Source organism: Candidatus Angelobacter sp., from assembly GCA_035607015.1.
Taxonomy (GTDB): domain Bacteria; phylum Verrucomicrobiota; class Verrucomicrobiia; order Limisphaerales; family AV2; genus AV2.
Map to the genome: position 1 here is coordinate 1 of DATNDF010000426.1, position 14,605 is coordinate 14,605.

Consider the following 14,605-nt stretch of genomic DNA (forward strand, 5'->3'; position numbering starts at 1 on the left):
CGCGATGCTCCGGCCGTGATCGGCCTCTCGCAATATCCGAATCTTCTCCTCCGTCGTACAATGCTTGCCCTTCATTGTCTGGTCCTTTCTTGCGGCCCAGACTAACACATCACCCGGCCTGAAAAAGTCGAGTCACGTCACTGTTAGGAAATCAAGCAGAAATGCGGAATCCTTAGGAAAAGATGGTCGGGGCGGTGAGATTCGAACTCACGACCTTCTGAACCCCATTCAGACGCGCTACCAGGCTACGCTACGCCCCGGACCATGCCACGCCGCCTCCCGCGACGACGCGCCATGGATAGTATTGCGGGGGGAGTCGAATTCAACAACTTTTCCAAAAGCTCACGCGGCCTTGATCACGACCGCAGTCACGTCGTCCAGTTGAGGTGTGTTCTGCGCGAACTGGCGCACCGCCGCATACAGCGCGTCCACAATTTCCCGCGCGGCCTTCCCGCGGTTCGCCCGGACGACTTCAAGGATTCGTTCGGTCCCGAAAATCGTTTCGTCCGGTGACATCGCCTCTTCGATTCCGTCGGTCAGCAGCAGAAGAATGTCGCCCGGCGACAGGCTGGATTCGGCGGCTTTCGGAAAAACCGCGTCCGGCTTGATGCCCAACGGCAGCCCCGTGCGCGTGAGCTTCGCCTTGATGTCCCCCGACGCGCCCAGAACAAAGCCCGCCGGATGGCCGGCATTGGTGAATGCGAAGGTCCGCTTTCGCGGATCGACGCTCACCAGCAGCATCGTGATGAACCGCTCGTAGCCGATGTCCTCGGCCAGAATGCGGTTGGCGCGTGTGAGGATTTCTCCCGTGTCCTCGCGGTTGCGCGCAAGAATGCGCAAATACGCGCGCGTTTCAGCCATCAGCAGCGCGGGTCCGATGCCGTGGCCGGTCACGTCACCCACCACCACGCCGAGCCGGTCATGCAACATCGGCAGGTAATCGAAGTAATCTCCGCCCGTCGCTTCGGCGGCGTGAGAGACACCGGCAATGTCAAGCCCGGCCACGTTCGGCGCCGCCTTGGGAAACAGCCGTTGTTGAATTTCGCGCGCGACGCGGAATTGCTCCTCGTTTTCGCGCAATTCCTGTTCGGCGCGTTTGCGCTGGATCACACCGCCGAGCTGCGCGGCAATGGCCGAGATGAGTTTCCTTTGTCGCTCGTCCTGCTCGCGCGTCTCCATCAAGAAGAATTCGATCACGGCCACCACCTCATCGTCCGCCAGTACCGGAATGCCGACGCCGGCCTTGATTCCCATCTGGCCCGCAATGGCGACACGCGGGAAATTGGGATCACCGCCAACGTCGCGAACCCAGAGCGCCTGCTTCGATGACCACACCCGCCCCGGCAGGCCTTCGCCGCGCTTTAGGACCAGCTCCTCACTGGCAGCCCTGAATTGGTCCGAGCCATTGACTGTCGTGTACCACGCCGGGCTGCACTCCAGGTGCGAGGCGTCACTGCTGGGCAGCCAGGCCTGCCCCAGCGCCCAACCCGTCGCGTCGCAAATCGTCCGCAACACCAGCCCCAGTGCCGCGTCGAGGTCCTGCGTCTCGTTGACTGCGAGTGAAATGCTCTGCAACAACCTGCTTTCCTCCTCCGCCCGCTTGCGCTCGGTGATGTCGCGGATGAAGGCCACCATGTATTTGCTTCCTTGCAATTCGATGTTGGTGAAGCCGATTTCAACGAAGATTTCCCCGCCGCCCTTCCTCAGCCCGGTGGTTTCGGTGGGTTGACGACGCGTGCGGCCCCCGTCCGACTGCAAATTACGCCGGAGCCATTCGCCGGATTCGCGGCGGACCCGTTCGGCCAGGAGCAGCAAAAACAACTGACCCGACACCTCGCTCGAGGTGTAGCCGAAAATCTCCTCGATTGCAGGATTGGCGAACCGGATGATGCTTTCCTCATCAACCAGGACGACCGCGTCCGTGGAATTCTCCCAGAGCAGACGGTAGCGCTGTTCGCTCTCGCGCAACGCCTCCTCGGCCTGTCGGCGCGCGGCACGAATTCCGGCGTCGCGCAATTCCCGTTCGACCGCCGGGGGAAGGCGCGCCAGATTACCCTTCATCAGATAATCGTTCGCACCCGCCTTCATGGCCGCCACAGCCACATCCTCGCCGATGCCGCCCGAGATAATGATGAACGGCAGATCAAGCCCGCTCTCCTGCACAATTTTGAGCGCCTCCGGCGCGCTGAATGCCGGCATGTTGTAATCGGAAAGGATGATGTCCCATTGCTCGTCCACCAGGGCTGCGCGCAACGCCTCGCCGGTCTCCACCCGCGTGAACGCGGGTTGATACCCGCCCTGCTTCAATGTGTTGACCAGGATGCGCGCGTCGAACTCCGAGTCCTCCACGATCAACACCCGGAGCCGCGTTTTCTGTTGCGTCGTTCCCACAAAAGGTGGTTCAACCGTAACCTCGGGCGGCGTTTCTATGCCAGCAATTTTGCCGAGCGCATTACGGGAAGAGGCGTATCCGATAAAATCGCGCCGCGGCGGGTGGATTTGTGAAACTCTCGTCGTAGCTTTCGTTGGTGGAAACGGCCGCGCGCGGAAAATTCGTCCCCGGATAATCGACAAAGCCGGTGAGGAGGTTCGTCGCAACTTCGAGCTGGTATCGGTTGCCGATCACCGCGCTCCAGGAAAGACGGATCGCGCTGTCCGACGGCAAACTGATGTTCAGCCGGAGGGCTGAAGCGGCATCGCGCGGATCGGTGCCGGCCGACTGCTCCTGCGCGTTGGACATTCCGTCGCCATCGGGATCTCCGGTCGCGCCGTTGATGCCCACCGCCAGAGCCAGGTTAAGGCCGAAACGAAACTCCCACCCGTCGAGCAGCCCGTCGCCGTCCGAGTCCACACTTTGCGGATTCGATCCCAACGATTGTTCCTGATAATTGCTGAGGCCATCACCGTCGGGATCGCCATCGCGGCCATCAATCCCCGCGGCGGAAAGCGGATTCAGCGCGAACCTCACTTCCCAGCCGTCCAACAACCCGTCACCATCCGTGTCTGGATTCATCGGATCGGTGCCGAGCAATATTTCGTCTGCACTCGTCAGCCCGTCGTGATCTGTATCGGGATCCAACGCGAGCCGCACGCTGACGCCCTCCAACGCCACCGGGCCCTGGCCGACACCCGCCAATGAGTAGCCCAGAAATCCGGAATCGAGCTGCCGCGTCTGCGCATCGAAATCAGAGTTGAAGTCGGGTCCACCCACGACCGCCCCGATTTTGATCGTGTCGCCCGGTTGCAACCCGCCCAACTCCGCGAAGGGAATGGCGACCTTGATGAAGTCCGCGTTTTGTTCTCCGGGAATCGCGCCGCTCTGGGGTGAACGATTGAATTGCTGCAATCGCGCTCCGGCCACGTCGCTGATTTCCGCGTCGAGCCGGAAAACGCCCTGTCCGATGTTCAGCGCCAGGTTCGGCCTCGCAAAAAACCGGTACTGATAATCACCGTACTCGTCGCCAAGGATGCACCCGACGCCCGGGGTGAAATTCGCAAATGAAAGGTTTTGCAGGAAGTCCAGTCCATCCGCGCCCTGCCCGTCGGGATCAATGATCCCGTTGCCGATGCCGGTCATGTTGGTCACTCCCGTCTGGCGTGGCGATTCGATGAACAGAAAGATGTTGTTGCTGCCGCAGATCATCGCCTGCTCAAAGCCGACGTACAGATTGAGCGCGTCGTTGTCCACGAACGCCCTGCCGAGGCTGGAAAAACTTCCCGGCAATGTCGGAATTGGGGCGCCGGTGAAATCGAAACTCTGGCCGTGGATGTTGCCGTCGCCGTCGTCCGACGGCTTGGATTCGAGGAGGGGCGAATGCCAGGCGGCCTCGTAAACCTGGGGCGGCGGCAGGGCGCGCTGGATGGTCATCGAATCGAACACGACGCCGTTGGTGTCCAGCGCTTCGAGCCGCAACGTGTCACCGCTGACAGTGACCTCTGTGCAGTGCAGCGCGCTCCAGTACTGCGCGTTGAGGGGGTCGCGCTCGGCCAGCAGATAAGGCTCGAAACCGCCTCCGCCGGTCACGACCACATGAACGCCACTCATCGGCGCGAAACGCTCGAAGGCGTGGTCGTGACCGTTCAGAATGAGCTGAACTCCGTATTGCCGGGCGATGGGAAGGAGCACTCGCTGTAAATCCAGGCGATCATAGACCCCGCCGTTCGAATCGAACCGGTGCGGGCCGCACGTGTTCACCGGAATGTGGAAAAAAAGTATTTTCCACGGTTTGGACGTGGTCGCCAGATCGTTGGTGAGCCAGCGGTATTGAGTCGTGCCGTTGTCCAGATAATAATTCGGATACAACGCGTCCTGGACCCGCATCGGAACAAATAGCGCGCAGAAATGTACGTCACCGTGGTCGAACGAATAGAAGTGCTCCGTGCCGGTGGCCGAATTCGTCGGCAGATAAAACGTCTCCAAAAAGTGGGAGTCACCGGAGTAAAGGTCGTGGTTACCGAAGACAAAAAAGTAGGGCGTTGATTTCATATGCGGTTGATACACGCTCAGGCACCTCAAATCCGCGCGGTTGGTCTCGAACGACGGATAGATCACGTCTCCAACATGCAGCACCAGGTCCGGCGCGGTTTCCCGGATCACCCGGGCGATCTGATATTGCCCGATCGTGTCCCCGCCGCTGTCTCCGAGAACGACAAATCGGACCGGTCCGCTGGTTTTCAGGGTATGAAACGATTCGACGGCACTGGTGACAGGCTCGCCACCGTCCGAGCTGGAGGCGCGATACGAATACACCGCGTCCGCCGAAACATTGGTCAACGTAACAACGTGCGTGATGACAAGGTTGGTATCGACCACGACGTTCCCCAGCGCACTGTTGGTTCCCCATTCCAGTTTCGTGTCCGCGGGCACCAGTGTTTTCCAGATAATCTGCGCGCGGTCGCTTGATACATTTTGCACGAACGGGCCACGCGTGAAATTGGCCACCAACTCAGCCGCCAACGCGGCCGACGGGTCCTGCATGGAGGAATTGTGCAGTTCAATGGCGAGGACGTTGTCGCCTGCGACAAGAAGATTGGTGAATGCGGTAAGATTCACCTCTTCGCCCCAGGTCCGACCTGCCGGCGCTGCCGGCGTGTCGAAAGAGACTGTCGTGCCTGGCGCGAAACCCCGGCGCGCAACTTCGGTACCGTTAAGATAAGCAACAAAGCCGTCGTCGTAGTCGATGCGCAAGAGGAGCCACTTAACGCTCGATGTATCGGACAGCGTAAACCGGTTTCGGAAGTAAGCCGCCAGATAGTGCGAAGGCATGTCGGACAAAAGGACATCAGGATCGTAGAGTTGACCAACGCCAAAGCTGCCGATGACCGCGGGCCAGGCTGAATCGTCGAAATCAAGCTGCCGCCAGGCGGCGGCCTGCGCGGAAGGCGCGTTGGTGCCTTTGAAGCAGCGCCAGGGATCACTGACGCGCACCAGCGCCGCTTCCTGGGCTGATGCGAAGAAGGTTGTGACAACCAGAATCGCCAGCCATCGGAACAACATTCTTCTACGCTACGTTGGTCGGGCTGCGAGTCAAACCTTGTTGGACTGCCCGTGAACAGGTTTTTTCGAGTCGATGTTCACCGGGGGCTCACGAGATTCCCATTTGACTCGCGGTGCAGGACGGGACGATTATTACGCCGATAATTGAACCCAGGATGAACTTATGAAAACAAAGGTTTCCCGTCGTTCCGCGCTCGCCAAAATGGCCGGAGGCGCCGCGGCCGCCGCCGTGACCGCCCGCCTCGCGCAGCGAATGGCCGCCGCGGATGCCGCTGCCGGCAATACCCTCAAGGGTCACATCAACCACTCCGTCTGCAAATGGTGCTATCCCAAGGTGAACCTCGAGGACCTTTGTGTCGCTGGCAAAGCGATGGGGCTGCAATCCATCGAGCTGCTCGGGCCGGAGGATTGGCCGACGTTGTTGAAGCACGGCCTCACGTGCGCCATGGCGAGCGGCGTGGATGGGATCACCTATGGGTTCAACCGCCTCGAACATCACGACGATCTGATCAACAAGTTTGGCGTTGCACTCCCGAAGGCGGTCAATGCTGGCTTGAAAAACTACATCTGCTTCTCCGGGAACCGTGGCGGGATGTCCGACGAGCAAGGCCTCGAAAACTGCGTCATCGGTCTCAAACGCCTCATGCCCCTCGCCGAGAAACACAGGATTGTGATCTGCATGGAACTGTTGAACAGCAAGGTCGATCACAAGGATTACATGTGCGACCACACGAAGTGGGGCGTCGAACTGGTGAAGCGCGTCGGTTCCGAATACTTCAGACTGCTCTACGACATCTATCACATGCAGATCATGGAAGGCGATGTCGTGCGCACGATTCGCGATCACCACCAATACATTGCCCACTACCATACGGGTGGCGTACCAGGACGCCACGAAATCGATGACACGCAGGAACTGAATTACCCGGTGGTGATGAAGGCGATTGTGGGGACAGGCTTCAAAGGCCACGTGGCCCAGGAATTCATTCCGGCGCGTCCGGATGTTCTGGCGTCCTTGAAACAAGGCGTGAACATCTGCGACGTTTGAAGTCCCGCTACCGTTTCAATCCCAGCCCGAGGACTTCGCGGCAAAAGCGAATGCTGCGCTCCAGTTCGGCTTTCTGGAATTTCTGTTCCGCCGCCAACGCATTCCTGCCCCCGGAAACCTTGAACGGGCGGCGAGCTGATCCGGCTCTCGCGAGCGCGAGGAATCCGGCGAACTCACGCGGCCGAACGTTCGGATACGCCGCCCAGAATTCATCCTTAAGAAAGGGAATCGGTATCGGCCGGCCAGATATGGTTTCCAACTGGACGGGTGCGTTGGGACAAAGTTCGGCGTAACGCCTGAAGTAGCGCTTCCAATCCACGAGTCCATCGCCCATCGCAGTCCATTGCAGTGTCGCCCCGTCCGCCGTTTCCCAAACGGCCGAATCGCGGATGCCGGTCGTCAACGCATGCGGGCCGAGCTGCTCAAGATTGCGCAAGGGGTCTTCCAATGCCCACGTCGCGTTGCCGGAATCCATGGTCGCGCCGACGAATTCGTGTCCGGCATTTTCGATCAGAGTGACCAGTTCCCGCGCCTGTAGGTCGCCGGCGTGATTCTCGACGGCAATCTTCACGCCCGCGTCGAGCGCGGAACCACGCACCCGCTTCAACACCTTGACCGTTTCCGCCATGCGCGTTTCGATTCCGCCGTCGCTCCGGCGGTCATCAGCGTGCCCCAACACACAACGCGCGACGGGTGAGCCGACCAGACGGGCAATTTGAATGGTTCGCCGCAACTGCTCCTCGGCTGTTCCGCCGCGCGGATTGAACAGCTTTGATCCCGGGCAGACGCTCAACATGCCCGCATGAATTTCCAGACCGAGGTCATCCGCCTTGCGCCGAAGATCGCCCAGGTAACGCGTGTCGCGGCGATCAAACACGCCGGGATCAGACAGTAAGATAGAGTCCAGGCCGAGCGACGCGGCGTATTCGATCAACTGCGGCGCCTTCCATCCGAGCGCGCGGATGGAGTAGTTGTCGAATCCGAGTTTGAGCCTTGCCGGCATTTGTCTCTTTGTTTCGGCGGCCGCGCTGCAGTTGGAAAACAATAATCCGGGCGACGTCTCGATTTGTTGACTTTTGGACGCGGCCCTCTTATCAGACCTTCGTGCCTTCTACAACCACGTTCCGCGGTCGCGTCGAATTTGGCGCACATTTCAGTCCGCGCGAACGCATCAGCCATGTCCTGTTCGATTTTGACGGCACACTCTCCCTGATTCGCGAGGGATGGGCGGAGGTCATGGTGGCGATGTTTCTGGAGATGCTGCCGCGATCGGCGGGCGAGACCGAGGATGATGTCCGCCGGCTCATGACCGAGGACATCATGCGTCTCAACGGCAAGCAAACGGTCTATCAAATGATTCAGTTTGCCGGACGGGTAAAGGAGCGCGGCGGGCAGGCGCGCGAGCCGCTCTGGTATAAAAACGAATACCTCCGGCGACTCGAGTTGCGCATCGCCGCGCGCATCGAGGGTCTGCGCAATGGATCGTTGAAACCTGACCATTTTCTGGTCTTCGGCGCCCGCGCGCTGCTCGAGAACCTGAGCCGGCGCGGACTTTCCCTTTACCTTGCCAGCGGCACGGACGAACCTTACGTCCACCGGGAAGCGGGTCTGCTGGACGTCGCGCGTTATTTCGGCCAACACATCTATGGCGCAGTGGATGACTACAAGACGTTCTCCAAAAGAAGAGTCATCGAGCGCATCCTGGTGGAAAACAAAATCTCCGGCGAACAACTGCTTGCCTTTGGCGACGGCTACGTCGAAATCCAAAACACGAAGGAAGCGGGCGGGCTTGCCATTGCCGTGGCGAGCGACGAGGCAAACAATGGCTCCGGAAACGTGGACGAGTGGAAGCGCGAGCGGCTGCTCGGGGTGGGCGCGGACGTGATTATCCCAGACTACCGCGACGGTGAAGCGCTTTTGGAAATGATTTTTCCCGGATGACACCGGATCTGGATTCTCATGCCGAATTATCCGACTCCTCTTGATCTCAAAAGACTGAAAGTCTATCCGCTGGCGGATCGCCGAAGCCAGAGTCGCCTGGAGGAAGTACTGATCGAGCCGGCGAATCCGGCCACGCCGTGTCCGGAAAACGCCTTGCGCCTGGTCCGCCATTGCGCACAAGGCATCAAGGCCGCGTTGAGCCGGAATTCCTCGGTGTTTCTGATCTACGGCGCGCACCTCATCAAAAACGGCGGCCAGTTGCTGCTGAACGGGATGATGGAACGCGGCTGGCTCACGCACCTCGCGACCAACGGCGCCGGCATCATCCACGATTGGGAGTTTTCGTTTCTCGGCCGCTCGACCGAAAGCGTTCGCGACAACGTGGCGACCGGCACGTTCGGCACCTGGGATGAAACGGGCCGCTACATTCATCTGGCGCTGCTTGCCGGCGGATTGAGTGGCGAAGGATTTGGTCGCGCGCTGGGAAGATTCATTTTTGAGGATGGCACGATGCTTCCCCCGATCGAGTCCCTCGAAAAACTGCTACGGGACGAGCCATCCCATCCGTTGGCGGCGGCGCGGGCGGATCTGTTGCTGGCGATGCGGGCGCACGGGCTGCCGGCGGGCCGGCATCTGGTGCCGCATCACTTCCGCAACGCCTGCGTTCTGGCGAACGCCTTCCGGCAGCAGATTCCCTTCACCGTTCATCCGGGCATCGGCTACGACATCATCTCGAACCATCCGATGTTCAACGGCGCGGTGCTTGGCCGCGCCGCGGAGGTCGATTTCCGATTGTTCGGTGCGGCGGTCGAAAAACTCGACGGGGGCGTTGTGCTTTCCATCGGCTCCGCCATCATGGGCCCGCAAGTGTTCGAGAAAAGTCTGAGTTGTGTGAACAATCTGCGCCTGCAGACCGGGCGGCCAATTGTTCGCGATCACACGATTTACGTCGTTGATCTGCAGGACGGCGGCAACTGGGATTGGACGAAGGGGGAACCTCCGAAAGACAACCCCGCCTACTACCTCCGCTTTTGCAAAAGCTTTTCGCGGATGGGCGGCGCGATGCACTACGTCCAGTGCGATAATGTTTCGTTCCTTCACCACCTGTTCCACGAACTTGGAAATCTGTGAACCCGGACCGTTTCCAGGAAATCGCCCAAAAATACAATTCCTTGCGCATCGCCGTGATCGGCGATTTCTGCCTCGACCGTTATTTGGAGATCGACCCAGCCAGACAGGAAATCTCCATCGAGACCGGCCTGCCCGTGCATAATGTCGTCAACGTCCGCAGCCAGCCGGGCGGCGCCGGAACGATTCTAAACAATCTGGTCGCGCTCGGGATCGGCCACATTTACCCTGTCGGTTATTGCGGCGAGGATGGTGAAGGGTTTGAACTCCAACGCGCGCTGCGGGAAAAATCCGGGGTATGCGCGGATTACTTTTTTCAAACGCCCTTCAGGCGCACTTTCACCTACTGCAAACCCCTGTTGATGCATTCAGGCAAACCGCCGGAGGAACTCAATCGCCTGGACAGCAAGAACTGGACGCCGACGCCGGCCCTGGTTCAAGGGCGGATCATGGACGCAGTTCTCAAGCTGGCGGATGTGAACGCGTTCATACTGCTCGACCAGGTGGACACGCCGGAGACAGGAGTGGTCACCCGAAGAGTGCTGGAGAGTGTCGATGCCGTCAGCAAAAAGCGGCCCGAACTGTTCGCCGTCGCTGACAGCCGCCGCGGGCTGCGCGATTTTCCGGCGCTAACGTTCAAAATGAACGCCGCTGAACTGTCGGCCCTCACCGGCTCCGAACAACACCCGCCGCTCGGCGAACTCAAAACGATCGCGGCGACACTGGCCCGGAAACAAGGCCGCGGCGTGTTCGTAACCCTGTCCGAGCGCGGCATCCTCGGCGCATCGCCAGATGGCTCCGTGGAGCATGTCCCATCGCTTCCCATTCGCGGTCCAATAGACATCGTTGGCGCCGGCGACGCGGTCACAGCCAGCCTGACCGCTGCCCTTGCCGCGGGCGCCACGATGCGCGAGGCCATGGAGATTGCGATGGCGGCGGCGTCCATCGTGATTCACCAACTCGGCACCACTGGGACGGCGACCGGCAGCCAGATTCATTCACTGCTGGCAGGCGCTCCCTTTTAATCGTTCAGCATTCGCACTTCACGCTGCGGGAAAGGGATCTCAATTTTGCGTTCACGAAAACGTTCGACAATGGCCTGATACAGTTCCGCCCGCGCCGGACCGAAATCGGGAAGACTGGTCCACGGCTTGATCGCAATGTTGATGGACGAATCAGCGAGCGTTGAGATGCCCACCGCCGGAGCGGGATCCTTGAGCACGCGAGGACTCTGTTGAAGAGTCGTGTTAATGATGGACACTGCCTCGTTCAGATCCGTGCGATAGGCAACTCCCACCACGAGATCGAGTTGGCGAATCGCCCCGTAATTGTGAAGAACCTCACCAACAATCTTCCGGTTTGGGATAACGACGCGCGAACGATCGGGGTGCGTCAACGTGGTCGAAAACAATTCAATCTGTTGCACCTGGCCTTCCACGCCGATCAGCGCGATGTACTCTCCAACCCGGAACGGCTTTGTAAAAATGATCAACAACCCGGCCACGAGACTGCCCAAAACCCCTTGCATCGCCAGACCGATGCCAACCCCGGCCACGCCGATCGCCCCGAGCACGGCAGTAACCTTGAATCCCAGCGTGTCGGCTGCCATCAGCGCGGCCAGAACCAGAATCAGTACACGGGTGATCCGGGTAATAAGCATCCGGATGGGAGGTTCCAACTGCTTTCGCTCCAGTCCGCGATCGACAAATCCTCCCACCCAACCGGCAACGATGTAACCCGCGACCATCATGATGAGCGCGCCCAACAGCGCCGGGCCGTGCAACAACACAAAATCAATGATTTTATCCTTCAAGGCGCCTGCTTGCTTTGCAGTGTTTGCCAGCGGATCGGATGTCTGGGCCGCCTGTGCTGCCTGAACCGCGAGCAGGGTTAAAACAAAGGGAAACAGTCTTCGGGTTGACATCTCGGAAGGATAACAGCACGAATCATCACGGCAAATCAGAAATGCGCGACGAATTGAAACCCGCACGGCATCCGGCATACGCTCCCGTTGTGCAGAGTAAACGTCTCTTGAATACCATTGTGTTGAGGTTGGCCCTCTGCCTGGCCACACTGGCACTTGTTTCGTCCTGCGCCACAAAACAACCGGAAGTTGACTCCCGTCGTTACGAGTTTTCGGAACCGCAGATGGGCCTGCCGTTCCATATCGTCTTGTATGCGCCTGATCAAGCGATTGCCCACGCGGCAGCCGGAGCCGCCTTCGACCGCATCCGGCAACTGAATGATATTCTCAGCGATTACGACACCGACAGTGAGTTGAGCCGTCTGTCGCAAACGTCCGGATCGGGAAAAGTCGTGCAGGTCAGCGATGATCTTTGGTTCGTCCTGCAACGCGCGCAGGAACTGGCCCGCCGCTCAGACGGCACCTTCGACGTGACGGTCGGGCCCGTGGTGAGCTTGTGGCGCAAGGCGCGGCGCGAAAAACAATTGCCCGACCCGTCCCGGCTTGCCGAGGCATTGAAAGCAGTCGGTTATGGCAAGCTCGTTCTCGACCCGCAGCGGCACACCGCGCAACTGCTCGTGCCTTACATGCGGCTGGATCTGGGCGGCATCGCCAAGGGCTACGCGCTCGATGAGGCGTTGAAAGTTCTGCGCCGGCGCGGCATCCGACGCGCGCTGGTTTCCGGCGGCGGGGACATGATGGCCGGGGATCCGCCACCGGGCAAGAAAGGCTGGCGCATCGAGCTGGCGCCGCTCGATGTCACCAATGCGCCGCCGGCGCAATTTGTGTCATTGGCCAATGCCGCGCTGGCCACGTCAGGCGACACGTTTCAACGCCTGGAAATCGACGGTAAACGCTTTTCGCACCTCATCGATCCTCGCACCGGGATCGGCCTCACGGACCACGGCCTTGTGACTGTCATCGCTTCCGATTGCCTTACCGCCGACAGCCTCACCAAGCCGGTCAGCGTGCTTGGCCCCGCGAAGGGATTACGTCTCATCGAGCAAACGAAAGGCGCGACGGCGCGTGTCGTCCGGATGCCGGACGAGAGGATCGAGGTAACCGAGTCCAGCCGGTTCAAGGAGTTCTACGAGACTCCGTAATCCGTGCCGGAACTCCACTCACCTGACAAAAAGCAAAACCCGCGCCTCGTTGGAGGCGCGGGTTTGAAAGACGGCGGTTGCAAAGCCGCTCAAATCACGCGCGTCTTGCCCGGCACCGCGTGATCATACCAGCCGTCAGGCCGCGGCTTTGTGGGTGTCTCGGCATCGAAGGCGAAACTCTTGGGCATGACGCTGATGTTCGAATTGATCGCCTCGTCCCAGGTGATTTCCTTGCCGCTATAGGTCGCCATGCGACCGAAGATGGCGGTCATCGTGCTTTTGGCGCCGCGTTCCGCTTCGTTGTACGGTTTGTTATTGCGAATCGCGTCTTGCAACGGGTAATGCTCGAGCTGCCATCCATCATTCGATTCGCCCGGCTCGGCGCGGCGTCGCCAGGCATTGGCGCCAGTAATTCTGAACCCACTTATGTCGCAATTTCCTTTTGTGCCAATCGCGTGCTCCGAGACACTGTCCCAGCAGCCGTTTTGGTGGCGGCACTGGCTGAACACGCGTGAACCGTCCGCGTATTCGAACTCGACTGCGTGATGGTCGAAGATCTCGCCATAATCCGGCCCTTTTCGCGTTTCCACCCCTCCCATTCCCCAGGCGCGAACGGGATATCCGTTCTTGACCCAATTAGCCACGTCAAGGTTGTGGATGTGCTGTTCAACGATATGGTCGCCACAAATCCAGACAAAATAATACCAATTGCGCATCTGATATTCCATTTCAGTCAGTTTGCGCCCATATTTCTTCTCCAATTCAGCGCGCGGATGAACCCATGGTGTCGTGCCGTTCCAGTAAACGCGCATGGCAACGATGTCGCCGATTGCACCGTCGTGCAGACGTTTGACCGTATCGAGGTAATCGGGCTGATGGCGCCGTTGCAAGCCTACGCCCACCTTCAGATTCTTCTTCTTCGCCTCCTCGGCTGCCGCGAGTACACGCCGCACCCCGGTGGCGTCTGTCGCAACCGGCTTTTCCATAAAAACATTCTTGCCCTGCTTGACGGCTTCTTCGAAGTGGATTGGACGGAAGCCCGGAGGTGTGGCGAGGATCACCAAATCGGCAACCGCAATGGCCTGTTTGTAGGCATCGAATCCAACAAACTTGTGATCATCGGCGACGACAACCGTGTCCGGGTGTTCGCGCTTCAGATTCTTTAAGCTCTGATCCAATTGATCCTGGAATGCATCTCCCATCGCGACAAGCTGGACGCCTTTGCCACCCGCGTTAAGCGCCTGGTTGGCCGCCCCGGACCCTCGGCCGCCGCAGCCGATCAGGGCGATTTTGAGCGTGTCGCTGCCGGCGGCGTACGCGCTGCGCTCGATGGAGAGGCTCCCGAGCAGGGCGCCGCCCGCGACGGCAGTGGAAGTTTTCTTGAGGAAATCCCGGCGCGAGGATTGCGCGGGTGAGTTGGGGTTGTTCAGTTCATTCATGGTTTCGTCGTGGTTTAAGCCGGTCATTTGACGCCAACTTTTTCACGGCCATTCAAGCGCCGCAAACGGGTTGGAACATCAGGAAGTTAATCTCCTTCCATATCCGATGTCCAACATTTCTGCGAGCCGGGCCGACCGTGAACCGTTTCAGGGCTGCTCTTTTTCCACGCCGCTGTTCCAGTACTTGACCATCTCCGCAGGCGGCGGCACTTTCAAGGGTCGCACGATGCGGAAGCCGAGGAACTGCGCGTCTGTATGATACCAGATGCTCTTGGGCAGTTGCGGGTCCTGCATCTTCCATGACTTGTCCGAACCACGGCGCGCAGCGCTGCGAAGTTTGTCGGGCGAATCGTCCCACGAACCACCGCGCACAACCTCGGGATAAGGCTTCGTCGCCCTTATCCAGGGATCAACCGCCTCGCCTCCGCCGGGCCGACCGTAATCCGGCTCGTATTGATCCAGGTACCATTCGGCCACGTTGCCGTG

Annotated in this window: 11 protein-coding genes and 1 tRNA gene; 5 read left to right on the forward strand and 7 right to left on the reverse strand. The window is 59.7% G+C overall.

What is annotated here, in order from left to right:
* Positions 1–183 precede the first annotated feature (183 nt).
* From VN887_17150 to VN887_17160, 3 genes are all read right to left on the reverse strand, one after another.
* Positions 184–260 (reverse strand) — tRNA-Pro (locus tag VN887_17150).
* An 82-nt stretch (positions 261–342) separates the two neighbouring features.
* Positions 343–2,391, reverse strand: a complete 2,049-nt coding sequence (locus VN887_17155) for a SpoIIE family protein phosphatase (protein HXT41738.1) — start codon at positions 2,389–2,391, stop codon at positions 343–345.
* A gap of 61 nt (positions 2,392–2,452) precedes the next feature.
* On the reverse strand, positions 2,453–5,497 hold the full coding sequence (locus VN887_17160; protein ID HXT41739.1) for a metallophosphoesterase: 3,045 nt from the start codon (positions 5,495–5,497) through the stop codon (positions 2,453–2,455).
* 163 nt (positions 5,498–5,660) lie between these two features.
* Here VN887_17160 and VN887_17165 point away from each other — a divergent pair, with 163 nt between their 5' ends.
* The gene (locus tag VN887_17165; GenBank protein HXT41740.1) at positions 5,661–6,545 is read left to right on the forward strand and encodes a TIM barrel protein; all 885 of its coding nucleotides are present in this window, start codon (positions 5,661–5,663) and stop codon (positions 6,543–6,545) included.
* 7 nt (positions 6,546–6,552) lie between these two features.
* Here the strand turns inward: VN887_17165 and VN887_17170 are convergent, their stop codons facing one another.
* On the reverse strand, positions 6,553–7,548 hold the full coding sequence (locus VN887_17170; protein ID HXT41741.1) for a sugar phosphate isomerase/epimerase: 996 nt from the start codon (positions 7,546–7,548) through the stop codon (positions 6,553–6,555).
* 101 nt (positions 7,549–7,649) lie between these two features.
* Here VN887_17170 and VN887_17175 point away from each other — a divergent pair, with 101 nt between their 5' ends.
* From VN887_17175 to VN887_17185, 3 genes are read left to right on the forward strand one after another with little or no spacing between them, the layout of a single operon-like run.
* Entirely contained in the window at positions 7,650–8,486 is an 837-nt protein-coding gene (locus tag VN887_17175) for an HAD family hydrolase (GenBank protein HXT41742.1), read from the forward strand.
* Positions 8,487–8,504: 18 nt separating this feature from the next.
* On the forward strand, positions 8,505–9,617 hold the full coding sequence (locus VN887_17180) for a hypothetical protein (GenBank protein HXT41743.1): 1,113 nt from the start codon (positions 8,505–8,507) through the stop codon (positions 9,615–9,617).
* Complete coding sequence (locus VN887_17185; protein ID HXT41744.1) at positions 9,614–10,639, forward strand: PfkB family carbohydrate kinase; 1,026 nt, start codon at positions 9,614–9,616, stop codon at positions 10,637–10,639. Before VN887_17180 ends, VN887_17185 begins: the two co-directional genes overlap by 4 nt.
* Here VN887_17185 and VN887_17190 read toward each other — a convergent pair.
* Positions 10,636–11,538, reverse strand: coding sequence for a mechanosensitive ion channel domain-containing protein (locus tag VN887_17190; protein HXT41745.1), 903 nt, complete (start codon positions 11,536–11,538; stop codon positions 10,636–10,638). The two genes, VN887_17185 and VN887_17190, sit on opposite strands and share 4 nt — an antisense overlap.
* Before the next feature lie 41 nt (positions 11,539–11,579).
* Here VN887_17190 and VN887_17195 point away from each other — a divergent pair, with 41 nt between their 5' ends.
* Positions 11,580–12,680 (forward strand): FAD:protein FMN transferase, encoded by a 1,101-nt coding sequence (locus VN887_17195; protein ID HXT41746.1) that lies wholly within the window; start codon positions 11,580–11,582, stop codon positions 12,678–12,680.
* An 89-nt stretch (positions 12,681–12,769) separates the two neighbouring features.
* Here the strand turns inward: VN887_17195 and VN887_17200 are convergent, their stop codons facing one another.
* Positions 12,770–14,119, reverse strand: coding sequence for a Gfo/Idh/MocA family oxidoreductase (locus tag VN887_17200; GenBank protein ID HXT41747.1), 1,350 nt, complete (start codon positions 14,117–14,119; stop codon positions 12,770–12,772).
* Between the two features lie 147 nt (positions 14,120–14,266).
* A partial coding sequence (locus VN887_17205; protein ID HXT41748.1) for a hypothetical protein occupies positions 14,267–14,605 on the reverse strand: 339 nt, incomplete at its 5' end.

Coding starts and splice junctions, on each gene's coding strand:
- VN887_17165 (HXT41740.1), top strand. CDS start 5,661: ATGAAAACAAAGGTTTCCCGTCGTTCCGCGCTCGCCAAAATGGCCGGA.
- VN887_17190 (HXT41745.1), bottom strand. CDS start 11,538: ATGTCAACCCGAAGACTGTTTCCCTTTGTTTTAACCCTGCTCGCGGTT.
- VN887_17195 (HXT41746.1), top strand. CDS start 11,580: ATGCGCGACGAATTGAAACCCGCACGGCATCCGGCATACGCTCCCGTT.
- VN887_17160 (HXT41739.1), bottom strand. CDS start 5,497: ATGTTGTTCCGATGGCTGGCGATTCTGGTTGTCACAACCTTCTTCGCA.
- VN887_17180 (HXT41743.1), top strand. CDS start 8,505: ATGCCGAATTATCCGACTCCTCTTGATCTCAAAAGACTGAAAGTCTAT.
- VN887_17170 (HXT41741.1), bottom strand. CDS start 7,548: ATGCCGGCAAGGCTCAAACTCGGATTCGACAACTACTCCATCCGCGCG.
- VN887_17200 (HXT41747.1), bottom strand. CDS start 14,119: ATGAATGAACTGAACAACCCCAACTCACCCGCGCAATCCTCGCGCCGG.